This is a genomic window from Nocardioides sp. YIM B13467 (genome assembly GCF_042788075.1).
GTDB lineage: Bacteria > Actinomycetota > Actinomycetes > Propionibacteriales > Nocardioidaceae > Nocardioides.
Genome location: NZ_JBHZPJ010000046.1, coordinates 95531 through 110171 on the forward strand (window position 1 = coordinate 95531; position 14641 = coordinate 110171).

The window sequence follows — 14641 nt, forward strand, 5'->3', positions numbered from 1 at the left end:
CTCACGGCCGGACCTCGTAGACACGGTTGAACGGCGTCTCGGACACGCCCTCGAACCGGGTGAACCCAGCCGCGATCGTGACGTCGCGGATCCGGGCCGGGCCGGCCTGGGTCCCCAGCGCGAGCCCGACGTCCTGGGCGAGAGAGCTCGGCGTGCAGAGCAGCGTGGAGAAGCCGTAGTAGGCGCGACCGACTGCGTGCAGGTTGTCCTCGACGTGATCGCCGGCGACGGGCTCGACGACCATCCAGGTGCCGTCCTCGGCGAGGGACTCCCGAACGTGCCGCGCCGCGCCGACCGGGTCGCCCATGTCGTGCAGGCAGTCGAACATCGTGACCAGGTCGTAGTCGCCACCGCCGAAAGCTGACGCGGAGGCGACCTCGAACGTCACCCGGTCCGCGACGCCCGCCACCGCTGCGCGCTCACGCGCGGTCGCGATCGACGCGTCGTGGTAGTCCCACCCGACGAAGCGGGAGCCGGGGAAGGCCTGCGCCATCAGGATCGTCGAGGCGCCGTGGCCGCAGCCCACGTCGGCGACCGTCGCACCGCGCTCGAGCTTCTCCACGACGCCGTCGAGGGCGGGAAGCCACTCGGCGATCAGGTGGGCGTTGTAGCTCGGCCGGAAGAACCGCTCGCAGCCGAGGTGGACGTCGGAATCGTGCTCGTGCCATCCGTAGCCGCCGCCGTTGCGCGCGGCCTCGAGGATGTGCGAGGTGTCGTGGACGGTGCCGAGAGCGATCTGGAACATGCCGGGCAGGAAGGCCGGACTGTCTTCGACAGTCAACGCCACCGCGTGCTCCTGCGGCAGCGTGAACCGGCCGGTCGCGGGGTCGTAGGTCACGTACGAGCCGGCGGCCTGAGCGGCGAGCCACTCGCGGGCGTACGGCTCGCCGGTGGCGGTCCGTCCGGCGAGCTCTGCCGGCGTACTCGGCCCGTTGGCCGCGAGGTCGCGGTAGTAGCCGAGCTTGTCGCCCATCACCACCAGAGCGGCGTTCAGGGTCGCACCGACCTCGCCCACCGCGCGGAAGACGAAGTCCATCAGCTTGTCCATGTCGATCTCGACCTCGTTCGTGCCCGCGGTCATGGCGTCATCAGTAGTAGTCATGGCGGGAACGCTAGGAACGCTCGGCATGGGCCCGCGTCAGGTGCCCCACCTAGTCCTGCCCCGGGTACCGAGGACCAGGTAGGGCGCTGTTTCAACCACGGAGCCGGCGCCGACGCCGGATCTAGACTCATCATGTGCTCATCGGACGAGAGGTCGAGCAGCAGATCGTGGAGCAACTGTTCGCCGGAGCGAGGATCGGCCGAGGTGGCTCCCTCGCGATCACCGGCGAGCCGGGCGTCGGCAAGACAGCACTGCTCGACGACGCGCTCGAGCGCCTGGAAGGTGTCCACGTCCTGCGAGCAACCGGCACAGAGGCGGAACAGGACCTTGCGTTCGCCGGACTCCACCTGCTGCTCCGTCCGGCGCTCCACCTCCTCGACGCGCTGCCCGATCCGCAGAAAGCCGCACTGAGCAGCGCACTCGCTCTCGAGACGGCGACCGCCGGCGACCGGTTCGCCATCGGCGCGGCCACCCTCGCGCTGTTGTGCCGGTACGCCGAGCAGGCGCCGATCGCCGTCGTCGTCGACGACCTGCAGTGGCTCGACCGACCGTCGGCGGAGGCCCTTGCCTTCGCCGCCCGCCGGATCGACGCGGACCCGGCCGTCGTCCTGCTCGCCGGCCGATCCGGAGTGTGCGACGGACTCGTCGACGGCCTCGATGTTCTCGAGCTGTCCGGTCTCGACGCGGCAGCGTCCGGTGACCTCGTGCGCGCACTGGAGATCGCCCCGCCGACCGAGGATCAGGCGGCCCGGCTGTTCGCAGCGACCGGCGGCAACCCTCTCGCCCTCCTCGAGCTCGGTCGCAACGTCGAGCTCCTCGACGACCGGGCCCCGGGGCTCCCGCCGGCGCTGCCCGCCACCCTCGCGGCCGCGTTCTCCCGGCGGCTGGCGGAGCTCGACCCGGGATCCCGGACCGCCCTGCTCGCTGCTGTGGTCACCAACGGCGACCTCCACAACACGGGCGAGGTCTGCAAGCGGCTCGGTCTCGACGTCTCCGGCCTCGGTGCCGCCGAACGGGCCGGACTGGTCGTCGTGACAAGCAGCCGCATCGACGTACGACACCCGCTCGTCCGCGCGGCCGTGTACGCGGAGGCCGACGAGGCACTTCGTCGGGCCGTCCATCTCGTCGTGGCCGACCTGCTGCCGGACGACGCGGAGCGTCGGGCGTGGCACCTGGCGGAGGCGACCTGGGGCCCCGACCCGGAGGTGTCGCGCTTGCTCGAAGCCGCCGCCGACAGCGCGGGCGCCCGCACGGCGTACACCGTCGCCAGCACCGCCTACGAGCGCGCGGCGCGGCTGAGCACGGACACCGACCGGTGGCACCTCCTGCTCTGCGAGGCTGCCGAGGCAGCCTGGACCGGAGGGCTCCACGACCGAGCGGTCGCTCTCCTCGACGAGATCGAAGCCCGGCACGTCCCAGACGGCACCCGCTCGCGCACGCTCCGGATCCGGGCGCAGATCGCGGCGCGGAGCGGGTCGGTCGCCGACGCCGTCCGCATCCTCGAGCGCGCGGCACCCGACGCGCCCACATCCGACGACACCGTGCTCCTCCTTGCCGAGGCGCTGCATGCGGCCTTCTACCTGGCCGATGCGGCGGTGTCGACGCGCCTCGCCAGGACGCTGCTGGACGCGGTCGCGGCCGCCGAGTCGCCCCGCGCCCGCGCCATCGGGCTCGCCGCGGCGGGGATGGCGAAGGTGCTCAGCGGCGACGGCGGGTTGGAGGAGATCAAGGTGTCGGTCCCGCTGCTGGCCGCACACGCCGAACCGGCCGAGCACCCCGAGGCGCTGCCGTGGCTGCTGACGACACCGTTGTTCCTCCGCGACGCAGAGACCGGTGCCGACCTCCGCCGGATCGTCGACGACGTCCGGTCCCGCATGGGCGTCGGCCTGCTGCCCAACGTGCTGTTCCACGTCGCACGGGAACAAGCGACGTCCGNGTTTCACGCTACGCAGTAGTTGTGCAGAGTGAAACACCCGCCGTCTGGCGGACCGCCGTATCTGAACCCGGAATCTGCCCGGTTTGAGCGTGGGAGACATCAACGTGACGCGTATGAGCATCGAAACGACGCCGGTGGAGCTGGCGTCCCTGGCGGACAGGCGAGCATCCGGCTACAGCCTGGAGGCGCCCTTCTACACCAGCTCGGAGATCTACGAGCAGGATCTCGACGTGATCTTCGGTCAGCACTGGATCTTCGCTGTCGCCGAGGCGGAGATCCCGGACCCCGGTGACTACGTCACCATCGATGTCGGTGCCCACTCCGTGATCGTCGTTCGAGACGACGACGAGAACGTTCGCGCCTTCAGGAACGTGTGCCGGCACCGTGGATCACGACTGCTCGAGTCCGCATGCGGCTCGATCGGCAACATCGTGTGTCCCTACCACCAGTGGACCTACCGGGTCGACGGCAGCCTCATCTTCGCCGAGTCGCAGGCGGACACCTTCGAGTACGACAAGTTCGGGCTCAAGCCGGTGAACGTCCGAGCGGTCGGCGGCCTGATCTTCCTCTGCCTCTCCGACGAGCCGCCGACCGACTTCGACGAGGTCAGCGAGTTCATCGAGCCCTACCTGAAGCCATACGCGCTCGCCTCGGCGAAGGTCGCCCACCAGACCGACATCGTCGAGGAGGGCAACTGGAAGCTGGTGATGGAGAACAACCGGGAGTGCCACCACTGCGACGCCTCCCACCCGGAGCTGGTGACGGCGTACTTCCCGATCAGCCGCTACGAAGCCGCGGACGTGCCACCGCGCATGCAGTCGGTCTTCGAGCGCTATCAGGAGGCGCAGGCGGAGCTGGAGAAGGCCCGCGATGCGATCGGCTTCCCGCACGAGGAGCGCTGCGAGCTCGAGGGTCGTGCGACGGCGTTCCAGCTCTCGCACCTGCCGCTCGACGGCGCAGGGGCCTCGTTCGGTCCTGACGGGCAGCAGCTCTGCGCGAAGCTGATGGGCTCCATCGAGGACCCCAGGTTCGGAGACCTGTCGCTGCACATGCAGCCCAACTCGTGGTTCCACTTCCTCGGTGACCACGCTGTCGTCTTCTCGGTGATCCCGCTGGCGGTCGACCGGACGCTGGTCCGGACGACCTGGTTGGTGAACCCGGAGGCTGTCGAAGGGGTCGACTACTCGGTCGAGTCGCTCACCTCCGTCTGGCGTGCCACCAACGACCAGGACCGCGTCCTGGTCGAGGGCACGCAGCGAGGAGTGGCGGACCCGGGCTACGTACCTGGTCCGTACTCCGTGGTCGAGGGCGAAGTCGATGCCTTCGTCACTTGGTACGTCCAACGCATCCAAGCCAGTGCCTAGCCGGAGTTCGGGAGGAAACATGACCATCATGGAGACCGACATCCCCAAGGTGTCGGAGCCCAACTCGTTCGGTCTGCAGAACGGCCGCCCGGCGCCCGTGCGCAGTCGGCGGATGCTGGAGCCCTGCTGGGCCGAGAGCGACGTGATGGACCTGGTGTGCAGCCAGGTCCTGGCGGTCACCCATGACGTGAAGACCTTCGTCTTCACGACCCCCGAGCGACGTCCCTTCGACTTCGAGGCGGGCCAGTTCATCACCATCCGGGTCGAGATCGACGGCGAGCTGATGACCCGTTGCTACACGATCGCCTCGCCGCCGACCAGGCCCGACCGGCTGGCCATCACGGTCAAGCGGGTCCCCGACGGGGTGGTCTCGAACTGGCTCCACGACAACCTCGAGCCCGGGGCATGGATCTCGATGCACGCTCCGGCAGGTGCGTTCGTACTGCCGGAGGAGGACGCGCCGAAGTACCTCTTCCTCTCGGCCGGCAGCGGCATCACCCCCGTGCTGTCGATGACGAGGACGCTGTACGACCTCGGCTCCGAGGCGGACATCCTCTTCGTGCACAGTGCGCGTACGCCGGCCGACATCATCTACCGCGGCGAGCTCGAGGCGATGGCACGCCTGATGCCCAACCTGCGGGTGGTGGAGATCTGCGAGGGCGATGCCCCCACCGAGCGCTGGATGGGGCTGCAGGGACGCATCTCCAAGCCTGTCCTCGAGATCCTGGCCCCTGACCTCAACGAGCGTGAGACGTTCATCTGCGGTCCGGCGGGCTACATGGCGGCGGCGAAGTCGCTGCTCGAAGAGCTCGACTACGACATGGAGAAGTATCACGAGGAGAGCTTCGACTTCGGCGCTCCCGCGGTCCCTGCTCCGACGGCCGCACCGCCCGTCGAGCAGGACTCCGAGGAGGAGGCCGGCACCGGGTTCTCGGTCGAGTTCGCACGCAGCGGCCGGATGATCACCTGTGGCCCGGAGGAGACCATCCTGGAGGCGGCGGTGGCGGCAGGCATGCGGCCGATGGCGGCCTGCGGTCAGGGCATGTGCGGGACCTGCAAGGTCTCGATGCTCTCCGGTGAGGTCGACATGCAGCACAACGGCGGCATCCGGCCCAAGGAGATCGCCAACCAGAAGGTGCTGATCTGCTGCTCCAAGCCGCTGGGTGACATCCAGCTGGACTGCTGAAGCGGAGCCCGAAGCAATTGGTCCTGCTGAGGCGTCAGAGAACCTGGCGGATCTCGCGCTCGAAGCTGCCGATGTGTTCGAGGGTGAGCTTCTCGGCGCGGTCGGCATCACCGTCTGCGACCGCGTTGAGGAGCTGCGCCTGCTCGAGGACGTGGTGGGCGAGGTCGGGCAGGCGGTCGATCACCATCCACCAGATCCTGATGGCGAGGTTGTCGTACCTGATCAGGATGTCCTCGAGGTGGGCGTTGCCGCTGGACCGGTAGATCAGGCCATGAGCGGCCTTGTCGACCTGCATCAGCGCGGTGCGGTCGCCGTCGGCCAGCTTGCCCTTGCCGATCTGGGCCGCGAGGTCGCGCATCTGCTCACGTTGCTGCGGTGTGGCGCGCTCGGCGGCGGCGCGGGAGGCGTAGGGCGCGAGCTGGCGCCGGATCTCGGCGATCGCGCTGAGCTCGGTCGCGTCGATGGTCGTGGCGAAGGTGCCGCGGCGCGGAAAGGAGTGCACCAGGTGATCGGCCTCGAGGCGCTTGATCGCCTCGCGGACGGGAGTGCGCCCCATGCCGATCGCCTCGGCGATCTGGCCGTCGTTGATCGGCGCCCCCGGGCGGATGTCGAGCATGACCAGGCGCTCACGGATGTACTGGTAGGCCTGATCGGCGAGCGAGGTGGCGGGGGGATTCGCCGTCGCTGCCAGAATCTCGTCAACTGTCATTGAGTCCTTGCCCCACTTGTCCGCTCCGGCCCGTTGGCATCAGATCTGCTGCCGCTTTTTACCATCTTAGTCTGATACATCAGTTACATCGCAACGGCGTGCCGGACACCCGCAGGAGGCGCTCGGCCTTCCAGCCTGTTTCGGTGTACTCGTCCTGAGCTGTCGAATGGACGGTGACGACCCGCGGGGGCAATGTCGTGCATGTGCGCCAGCTCTCTAAAATTCGCACTAACGACAACTAGTATATCAGTGATAGTGTCAGGGCATGACGGATCGTTCGGGCCGGGTGCTGCGGCTGCTGAGCCCTCGGGGTTCCAGTGCGGTTGTGTCGGGGCAGGACGTGGTGCTGGCCGGGCTCGGCCTGTCTGTTCGTGATGTCGCGCCCGCGGTGGCTCCTGTTCCCGCGGTGCGCGCGGGAACGCTCGTCTTCACCTCGGGGCAGCTGCCGATCCGGGATGGCGAGCTTCTCGCCACGGGCAGGGTCGGTGACGCGCTCGGCGTCGCCGACGGCCAGACCTGTGCGCAATGGTGCGTGCTCAACGCGCTCGCCGCGATCAAGTCGGAGATCGGCGATCTCGGGCGGGTGAAGCGAATCGTCAAGGTCGTCGTGTACGTCGCCTCCGGCACCTTCTTCGCGGAGCAGGCCCTGGTCGCCAATGGTGCCTCGGAGCTTCTCGGCCGGGTGTTCGGCGATTCGGGGCGACATGCGCGCTCCGTGATCGGCGTCTCGGCTCTGCCCCTGGATGCCCCTGTAGAGGTCGAGCTCGTCGTCGAGATCGACCCTTGCCTTGTGTGATGCATCACATATAAGGTAACTAGTATATCAGCGTCTGACCGCGTAGCGCCCCACTGTCGTGCCGCCACCCGGAGCCTCTATGGCACCGACAGATGCTGCTCATCCCAAGAGCTCTTGATCGGAGTGCGTCATGAGATCCTCTGCACGTAGCGGAGACCTTTCCCCGGTAGCGCCGCGCCACAAATCCGTCGGCCAGAACGGAACCCATCCGGCCCTCGACTGTCCTCCTGAGGAGCCCGCCAAGGAGGCCGGTGGTCTTGATCGTGTCGTCTTCGGGGTGACCGCGGTCATCGCGATCGGCTTCCTGGCATGGGGCTTCGTCAGCACGGAGTCGCTGGCGTCGGTCTCAGGGAAGTCGTTGTCCTGGGTCATGGCCAACCTGGGCTGGCTCTTCGTCACCGCGGCATCGACCTTCGTCGGCTTCGTGCTGTGGCTCGCCTTCGGCAAGTTCGGGAACATCCCGCTCGGCCGGGACGGCGAGGAACCCGAGTTCCGTACGGTCTCGTGGATCACGATGATGTTCAGCGCCGGAATGGGGATCGGCCTGATCTTCTACGGCGTCAGTGAGCCGGTCAGTCACTTCGTCGCACCTCCGCCGGGCGCTGTCGGCGATGGTCAGTCCGAGAAGATCCAGACGGCCATGGCCACGACCCTCTTCCACTGGGGAATCCACCCATGGGCGATCTACGCCCTGGTGGGGCTGGCGATCGCCTACAGCGTCTTCCGAAAGGGCCGCGGTCTGCTCATCAGCTCTGTGTTCGAGCCCATTCTCGGGCGTCACGCCCATGGCGCCGGCGGCAAGATCATCGACATGCTCGCGATCTTCGCGACGCTCTTCGGGTCGGCCGCGTCGCTCGGCCTGGGCGCGCTCCAGATCCGCAGCGGTCTCGAGATCGTCGGCGGGCTCGGCAGGACGGGCAACGGCGTCCTGGTCGCCATCATCGCCGTCCTCACGGTCGGGTTCGTCTTCTCCGCGGTCACAGGCGTCGCCAAGGGGATCCAGTGGCTCTCGAACATCAACATGGTGCTCGCCGTCGGGCTTGCTCTGTTCGTCTTCGTGGCCGGTCCGACCGTGTTCATCCTCAGCCTGGTCCCGACAACCGTCGGAAGCTACTTCCAAGAGGTTGCGATGATGTCGGCGCGAACCTCGGCCGAAGGGTCTGCGACCGCCACCTGGCTGTCGGGCTGGACGGTCTTCTACTGGGCCTGGTGGCTCTCGTGGACGCCGTTCGTCGGGATGTTCATCGCCCGGATCTCGCGCGGCCGCACCATTCGTCAGTTCGTGACCGGTGTTCTCCTCGTTCCGTCGCTGGTCAGCCTGGCCTGGTTCGCGATCTTCGGCGGAGCGGCTCTCGACCTGCAGCTGGGTGGCGTGGACATCGCCGGCGCGGGCGGCGTCGAGACCCAGCTGTTCACGACCCTCGAGTCGTTCCCGTTCGCGACGGTGGCAAGCGTCGTGGTCATGATCCTGGTTGCGCTCTTCTTCGTCTCGGGAGCGGACGCCGCATCGATCGTCATGGCCACGCTCTCGGAGCGCGGATCCATCGAACCGGGGCGGCCGACGGTGATCTTCTGGGGAGTCGCCACGGGCGCGGTCGCTGCAGTGATGCTGCTGGTCGGCGGTTCCGACGCGTTGAGCGGCCTGCAGACCATCACCATCGTCGCGGCAGTCCCGTTCGTCGTCGTCATGGTCGGGCTGTGCGTATCGCTGGTGAAGGACCTTCGGGAGGACCCACTCGTGGTACGCGCCCAGTACGCCTCCAAGGCCGTCGAGCAGGCTGTTGTCTACGGGGTCTCGGAGCACGGTGACGACTTCGTCATCCGGGTCTCCCGTGATCCCGATGCGCCCGCCGACGAATCGGCCGATGAACTGGCCGATGGATTTGCCGATGACGAGGAGGCCGAGCTGCCCAGGTCGGCCAGCTAGCTCGAGTCGCGAAGGGAACGGGTGTGGTGAAGCGAGACGCGGACGGCGCGTACTCCGTGGAAGAGCCGGTGGAGGCACTCAGTGTCACCGAGCCGAAGACCTGGGCCGCCGGCGTGCCGGCGGTGCGGAAGGCGATCGAGTATTCGCTGACGCAGACATCGGTGCGGCGTACGGCATTGACGCTGTTGAACCTCAACCAGGCCGACGGGATGGACTGCCCGGGGTGTGCGTGGCCCGAGCCGGGTCACCGGCACCGGAACGAGTACTGCGAGAACGGTGCGAAGCACATCGCCGACGAGGCGACGTCGCGCCGGGTGACGCGCGAGTTCTTCGCGCGTCACCCGGTCTCGGAGCTGGACGGCAAGTCGGACTACTGGCTCAACCAGCAGGGCCGGCTGACGGAGCCGATGGTCAAGTGGCCAGGTGCGACGCACTATGAGCCGATCACCTGGGAGGACGCGTTCCACACCATCGCTCAGGAGCTCAACGCCCTGGACTCTCCCGACGAGGCGATGTTCTACGTCTCCGGCCGGCTCAACAACGAGGCCGCGTTCCTGCTCCAGCTCTTCGCCCGCGCGTTCGGCACCAACAATCTGCCCGACTGCTCGAACATGTGTCATGAGTCGAGCGGCTCGGCGCTCAGCGAGACGCTGGGGATCGGCAAGGGCAGTGTCCAGCTCGAAGACATCTACAACGCGGACCTGGTGTTCGTGGTCGGCCAGAACCCGGGCACGAACCATCCGCGGATGCTCTCTGCGCTGGAGGAGACCAAACAGCGGGGCGGCAAGGTGATCGCGGTCAACACCCTTCCCGAGGCGGGACTGATGCGGTTCAAGAACCCGCAGAAGGCCCGCGGAGTGGTGGGCCGGGGCACCCAGATCGCGGATCAGTTCCTGCAGATCCGCCCGGGCGGCGACCTCGCGCTGTTCCAGATGCTCAACCGCCGTCTGCTCGAGACCGACCGGGCCGAAGGTGGCGGAGTGCTGGACTGGGAGTACATCGCGGAGTACACGACCGGGTTCTACGCCTTCGCCGAGCACGCCCGCACGATCACCTGGGAGGCTGCGCTCGAGGCCACCGGTCTGACCCGCGAGGAGATCGAGGCGGTCCACGAGCAGGTGCTGGCCAGCCGCTCGGTCATCGTCTGCTGGGCGATGGGGCTGACCCAGCACAAGCACGGGGTGCCGACGATCCGCGAGGTGGTCAACTTCCTCATGCTGCGGGGCAACATCGGCAAGCCCGGGGCCGGGGTCTGCCCGGTCCGCGGTCACTCCAACGTGCAGGGAGACCGGACGATGGGCATCTGGGAGAAGATGCCCGCCTCCTTCCTCGACGCGCTGGGTGCCGAGTTCAGGTTCGACCCACCGCGCAAGCACGGGTACGACTCGGTGGACGGTGTCCGGGCGATGCGAGACGGGAAGGCGAAGGTCTTCATGGGCGTCGCCGGCAACTTCGTCCGGGCGATCTCGGACAGCGACGTCGCCGAGGCCGCGTTGAGGAACTGCCGCTTGACGGTCCAGGTCTCCACGAAGCTGAACCGCTCGCACACGGTCGTCGGGGAGACCGCGCTGATCCTGCCCACGCTGGGCCGCAGCGACGTCGACGTCCAGTCCAGCGGTGAGCAGTTCGTCACCGTCGAGGACTCGATGAGCTCCGTGCATGCCACCCGCGGCAAGCTCCAGCCCGCCTCGGAGCAGCTCCTCAGCGAGGTGGCGATCATCTCGCGCCTGGCACAGGCCACGATCGGCGGCCGGTACGGCATCCGCTGGGCCGACTTCGAGGCGGACTACGGCCGGATCCGTGATCGGATCGCCCGAGTGGTGCCGGGATTCGAGGACTTCAACGAGCGGATCAAGAATCCAACGGGGTTCGTTCTCCCGAACCCGGTCAACTCCGGTGTCTATCGCACGCCGAGCGGCAAGGCCGTCTTCACGCGCAACGACCTGACGTGGTTGCAGGCCCCGCCGGGTCATCTGATCCTGCAGACGCTGCGCTCGCACGATCAGTGGAACACCATCCCGTACGCGATGGACGACCGTTATCGCGGCATCCACAACGCCCGCCGCATCGTGATGGTCAACCCGGCCGACATCGCCGAGCTGGGTCTGGCCGACGGTGACCGCGTCGACATCGTCGGGGTCTGGGAGGACGGAGTCGAGCGGCGCGCCGCGGGCTTCACCGTGGTGGCCTATCCGGCGAGCCGGGGTTCGGCGGCTGCGTACTATCCGGAGACCAACGTGCTCGTGCCGCTCGACAGCGTCGCAGAGGGCAGCAACACCCCGACCTCGAAGGGCGTCGTGGTGCGCTTGGAGATGGCCGCATCGGCAGAGGGTGCGAACCGTCTGCGGTAGGAGGTGGGCGTCGTCGCGAAAGCCGTGGCGAAGTTCTGCCGGAACGTCACGGCGCTGCTGAACCCGCACGCCTCGGCGATGCGGGTGATGGGCCAGGTCGTGGTCTCGAGAAGACGACGCGCTTCGTCGAGGCGGCGGGTCAGAACCCATCGGGCGGGCGTGGTGCCGGTGACCTCGGCGAAGCGGCGGGTGAAGTTGCGCCGGCTCATCCGGGCATGGGCTGCCAGGTCGTCGACGTGGAGTCGTTCGTCGAGGTGGGCGAGGGCCCAGTCGATCGTCGGCCCGAGGTCGCCCACGCCACCGGGCGCCGGCATGGGGCGGTCGACGTACTGGGCCTGGTCGCCCTCGCGGTGGGGTGCGACCACGAGGTGGCGGGCCACGGTGGCTGCCGCGGTGGAGCCGAGGTGGGTGCGTACGATCGAGAGGCAGGCGTCGATGGCCGATGCCGTGCCGGCTGAGGTGAGTACGTCGCCGTGGTCGCGGTAGAGCGCAGCCGGGGTGACGGTGACGGCCGGCCGCCGGCGGGCGAGCTCGTCGACCGCGCCCCAGTGGGTGACGGCATCTCTTCCGTCGAGGACCCCGCTGTCGACGACGGGGAACGCGCCCAGGCACAGGCCTGCGATGCGACTGCCCCGCGTCTGCGCGGCGCGGATCCTGCCGGTCAGAGCGGCGCTGGCCGGCGGGAGGTCGCTCGGCCACGACGGCAGGACCACGAGATCCGCGTCCTCGACGACATCGGGGCCCGCGACGTCGTCGACTCGCAGCCCCTCGGCCGTTCGTACGCCGCGCCCGTCCTCGGTCCACACCACGGGATCCCATCCCTCGGCCAGGCCCAGGCGGCCGATCTCGCCGAAGACCATCAAGGGTGCGGCGAGGTGAAACATGGTGATGCCGTCGAAGGCGTGTACGGCGATGCGCATCCTGGCCCGATCTCATCGTAAGTCGTCATTTGTGCCACTCACGGTAGCGCCTCACAGCGGCCAGAGTGAAGGGGAAGGCCAACGCCACCCGAACAGAGGAATCCAGTCATGACCACGCCCCGCCGCGCCCTGATCGTCGTCGACGTCCAGCAGGAGTACTTCGACGGGATCCTGCAGATCCAGTCCCCAGACCGGGAGCAGGCGCTCGCCAACATCGTGGCCGCGCTCGACGTCGCCGATCGCGAGGACCTTCCCGTTGTCGTCGTCCGGCACGGGCTGCCCGAGGACTCTCCGGTCTTCGCTGTCGGAAGCCACAGCTGGACCCTGCACCCCGAGATCGAGCGGCGCGTCAAGCCGTCCTGGAAGCGCGTGACCAAGGACAAGAGCAGCGTCTTCGCGGGCACCGACGTCGCCGCGTGGCTGGCCGAGCAGGGCGTCGACACCATCACCATCGTCGGCTTCATGACCAACAACTGCGACATCGCGACGGCGGTGGGCGCCGAGGAGCTCGGCCTGGCCGCTGAGATCCTCTCCGACGCGAGCGGCGCCATCCACCTGGCCAACGAGGCCGGCAAGGTCTCGGCCGACCAGCTCCACCAGAACCTGCTCGTCCTCCTGCACTCCAACTTCGCCGCGGTCGCCACCACCGCGGCTTGGACGGAAGCGGTCACTGCCCAGAAGCCGCTCGCCAAGAGCGACCTCGGCACCTCCGCCATGCAGGGCCGCGCGGCCTTCGCCGGCTGAGGACTCGGCGGCGGACGTGCCGTTGCGGAGTCACGGTGTCCTCTCGGCTGACGTGGGCGTGGCCGAGGTCGGCAGGGTGTGCGTGTGTGCCGCGGCCGCAGCGCCCGAGTCGGCCATGGTGCCCTGGGCGACCCGGTGACGGCCCATGATCACGGCCATCGCGACGCCGGCGAGACTGAACACCGCCATCACCCAGGACGCGGCGGCAAGGCCGGAGGACAGGGCGTCGACGTTGGACCGGCCCTCAGCCGTCTGGCTGGCGATGACGTTGCCGTAGATCGTCGCCGCCAGGGCGGTGGCCACGGCCGCGCCGACGTAGCGTGCCATGTTGGAGACACCCGAGGCCGCCCCGACCTGGGCTGCCGAGACGCACGCTGTCGAGGCCGACGTCGCGGGTCCGTTGGACAGGCCCATCCCGACCGCCGCCGCGACGAGTGGCAGCACGAACGCGCCGTACGCCCACGAGCCCTCGACGAAGCCGATCCAGCCGAAGCCGATCGCCGTGATCGCAAAGCCGGCTCCGACCACTGGGCGGCCGCCGAACCGCGCCGCGACCCGCGGCACCAGGGGAGCGACCGCGACGAGCCCGGCGGTGGCCGGAAGTGTCGCCAGGCCTGCTTGCAGCGAGCTGAGCCCGAGCGTGCTCGGGTCTTGGAAGTAGAGGCTCACCAGGTACATCAGCGCGTTGATGGTGCCGGCGCCGATGAGGATGGCGATCGTGGACGCGACCAGGACCCTGTTGCGAAGCAGGGCCAGGTCGAGCATGGGGACGGCCACCCGCTTCTCCACCGCGACGAAGGCGATTCCCGACACCACGGCCACTGCCAGGCACCCGAGCGTGGCCAACGACGTCCACCCCCAGTCACTGCCCTCACTGAGCGCCAGGATGATCGGGGTGAGGGTGGCGGCGACCAGCACGCTGCCACCGACGTCGATCGAACGTGGCCGGTCCTCGTCGCGGGACTCGGTCACCATGCGTGCGGTCATCGCCATGCACACCACCGCGACGCCGGCGTCGAGCCAGAACAGTCCCTGCCAGCTCGTCAGCTCGACCAGGACACCGCCGAGCAGCGGCCCGGCCGCAGCACCCACGCCTGCCGCCGCGCCCCAGAGCGAGACCGCCCGCAGCTTGCCCTCTTCAGGTGTGCCGACCGTCAGCAGGCTGAGGCCACAGGCCAGGATCGTCGCCCCGGCTGCGCCCTGGATGCACCGCCCGGCGATGACGGCTGCACCCGAGTCGGAGATGGCGATCAGCACGCACGAGGCGATGAACAGCAGCAGACCGAGCTGGAAGATGCGCTTCCTGCCGAACACGTCGCCCAGCGAGCCGGAGGTCACGATGGTCGCGGCACCCACCAGCGAGTAGCCCGTGACGGCCCACTGCAGCGTCGTGACATCCATGCCGGTATCTGCGCTGATGGCGGGGAGCAGGATGCTCACCGCCGAGGTGTTGGCGTTGACCACCAGAGTCGACAGACAGGTGACGAGGAGGACACCACCTGCTCGGTTCGCCACCCCGGTGCTGCTCATCGGAACCCCTCACCTTCGTCAGGACGACTACGGGACGCCATGCGTCAACCGCAGGAACCACGGTGGCCGCCTCGGT

At 68.5% G+C, this 14641-nt stretch carries 10 protein-coding genes and 1 pseudogene; 7 read left to right on the top strand and 4 right to left on the bottom strand.

Features of this window, described 5'->3' with window-relative positions; genetic code table 11:
• Position 1: 1 nt before the first annotated feature.
• Positions 2-1102: a class I SAM-dependent methyltransferase gene (locus ACFX43_RS07790; RefSeq protein WP_378819076.1), complete on the bottom strand. Its 1101-nt coding sequence runs from the start codon at positions 1100-1102 to the stop codon at positions 2-4.
• A 134-nt stretch (positions 1103-1236) separates the two neighbouring features.
• Between ACFX43_RS07790 and ACFX43_RS07795 the strand changes: the two genes are divergently transcribed.
• The 3 genes from ACFX43_RS07795 to ACFX43_RS07805 all read left to right on the top strand — a co-directional run bounded on the left by ACFX43_RS07795 (position 1237) and on the right by ACFX43_RS07805 (position 5588).
• Complete coding sequence (locus ACFX43_RS07795) at positions 1237-3057, top strand: AAA family ATPase (protein ID WP_378819078.1); 1821 nt, start codon at positions 1237-1239, stop codon at positions 3055-3057.
• 94 nt (positions 3058-3151) lie between these two features.
• Complete coding sequence (locus tag ACFX43_RS07800; RefSeq protein WP_378819081.1) at positions 3152-4402, top strand: SRPBCC family protein; 1251 nt, start codon at positions 3152-3154, stop codon at positions 4400-4402.
• A gap of 19 nt (positions 4403-4421) precedes the next feature.
• On the top strand, positions 4422-5588 hold the full coding sequence (locus tag ACFX43_RS07805) for an FAD-binding oxidoreductase (protein WP_378819083.1): 1167 nt from the start codon (positions 4422-4424) through the stop codon (positions 5586-5588).
• A gap of 34 nt (positions 5589-5622) precedes the next feature.
• Here the strand turns inward: ACFX43_RS07805 and ACFX43_RS07810 are convergent, their stop codons facing one another.
• A complete protein-coding gene (locus ACFX43_RS07810; protein ID WP_378819086.1) occupies positions 5623-6297 on the bottom strand; it encodes a GntR family transcriptional regulator in 675 nt (224 codons plus the stop codon).
• 265 nt (positions 6298-6562) lie between these two features.
• On the opposite strand from ACFX43_RS07810, the gene ACFX43_RS07815 reads away from it, so the two are divergent.
• From ACFX43_RS07815 to ACFX43_RS07825, 3 genes are all read left to right on the top strand, one after another.
• The gene (locus ACFX43_RS07815) at positions 6563-7093 is read left to right on the top strand and encodes a RidA family protein (RefSeq protein WP_378819087.1); all 531 of its coding nucleotides are present in this window, start codon (positions 6563-6565) and stop codon (positions 7091-7093) included.
• Between the two features lie 130 nt (positions 7094-7223).
• Positions 7224-9020 (top strand): BCCT family transporter, encoded by a 1797-nt coding sequence (locus ACFX43_RS07820; RefSeq protein WP_378819090.1) that lies wholly within the window; start codon positions 7224-7226, stop codon positions 9018-9020.
• A 23-nt stretch (positions 9021-9043) separates the two neighbouring features.
• Positions 9044-11371 carry an FdhF/YdeP family oxidoreductase gene (locus ACFX43_RS07825; protein ID WP_378819093.1) on the top strand — a complete coding sequence of 776 codons (2328 nt, stop codon included), beginning with the start codon at positions 9044-9046 and terminating at the stop codon, positions 11369-11371.
• Between the two features lie 47 nt (positions 11372-11418).
• Here ACFX43_RS07825 and ACFX43_RS07830 read toward each other — a convergent pair.
• Positions 11419-12291: pseudogene (locus ACFX43_RS07830) on the bottom strand (GlxA family transcriptional regulator); the annotation flags it as partial.
• A gap of 108 nt (positions 12292-12399) precedes the next feature.
• Here ACFX43_RS07830 and ACFX43_RS07835 point away from each other — a divergent pair.
• Entirely contained in the window at positions 12400-13035 is a 636-nt protein-coding gene (locus ACFX43_RS07835) for an isochorismatase family protein (RefSeq protein WP_378819096.1), read from the top strand.
• 30 nt (positions 13036-13065) lie between these two features.
• Here ACFX43_RS07835 and ACFX43_RS07840 read toward each other — a convergent pair whose 3' ends face one another.
• Positions 13066-14565 carry an MFS transporter gene (locus tag ACFX43_RS07840; RefSeq protein ID WP_378819099.1) on the bottom strand — a complete coding sequence of 500 codons (1500 nt, stop codon included), beginning with the start codon at positions 14563-14565 and terminating at the stop codon, positions 13066-13068.
• Between the last annotated feature and the right edge of the window lie 76 nt (positions 14566-14641).

Coding starts and splice junctions, on each gene's coding strand:
- ACFX43_RS07790 (WP_378819076.1), bottom strand. CDS start 1,102: ATGACTACTACTGATGACGCCATGACCGCGGGCACGAACGAGGTCGAG.
- ACFX43_RS07800 (WP_378819081.1), top strand. CDS start 3,152: ATGAGCATCGAAACGACGCCGGTGGAGCTGGCGTCCCTGGCGGACAGG.
- ACFX43_RS07805 (WP_378819083.1), top strand. CDS start 4,422: ATGACCATCATGGAGACCGACATCCCCAAGGTGTCGGAGCCCAACTCG.
- ACFX43_RS07810 (WP_378819086.1), bottom strand. CDS start 6,297: ATGACAGTTGACGAGATTCTGGCAGCGACGGCGAATCCCCCCGCCACC.
- ACFX43_RS07815 (WP_378819087.1), top strand. CDS start 6,563: ATGACGGATCGTTCGGGCCGGGTGCTGCGGCTGCTGAGCCCTCGGGGT.
- ACFX43_RS07820 (WP_378819090.1), top strand. CDS start 7,224: ATGAGATCCTCTGCACGTAGCGGAGACCTTTCCCCGGTAGCGCCGCGC.
- ACFX43_RS07835 (WP_378819096.1), top strand. CDS start 12,400: ATGACCACGCCCCGCCGCGCCCTGATCGTCGTCGACGTCCAGCAGGAG.
- ACFX43_RS07840 (WP_378819099.1), bottom strand. CDS start 14,565: ATGAGCAGCACCGGGGTGGCGAACCGAGCAGGTGGTGTCCTCCTCGTC.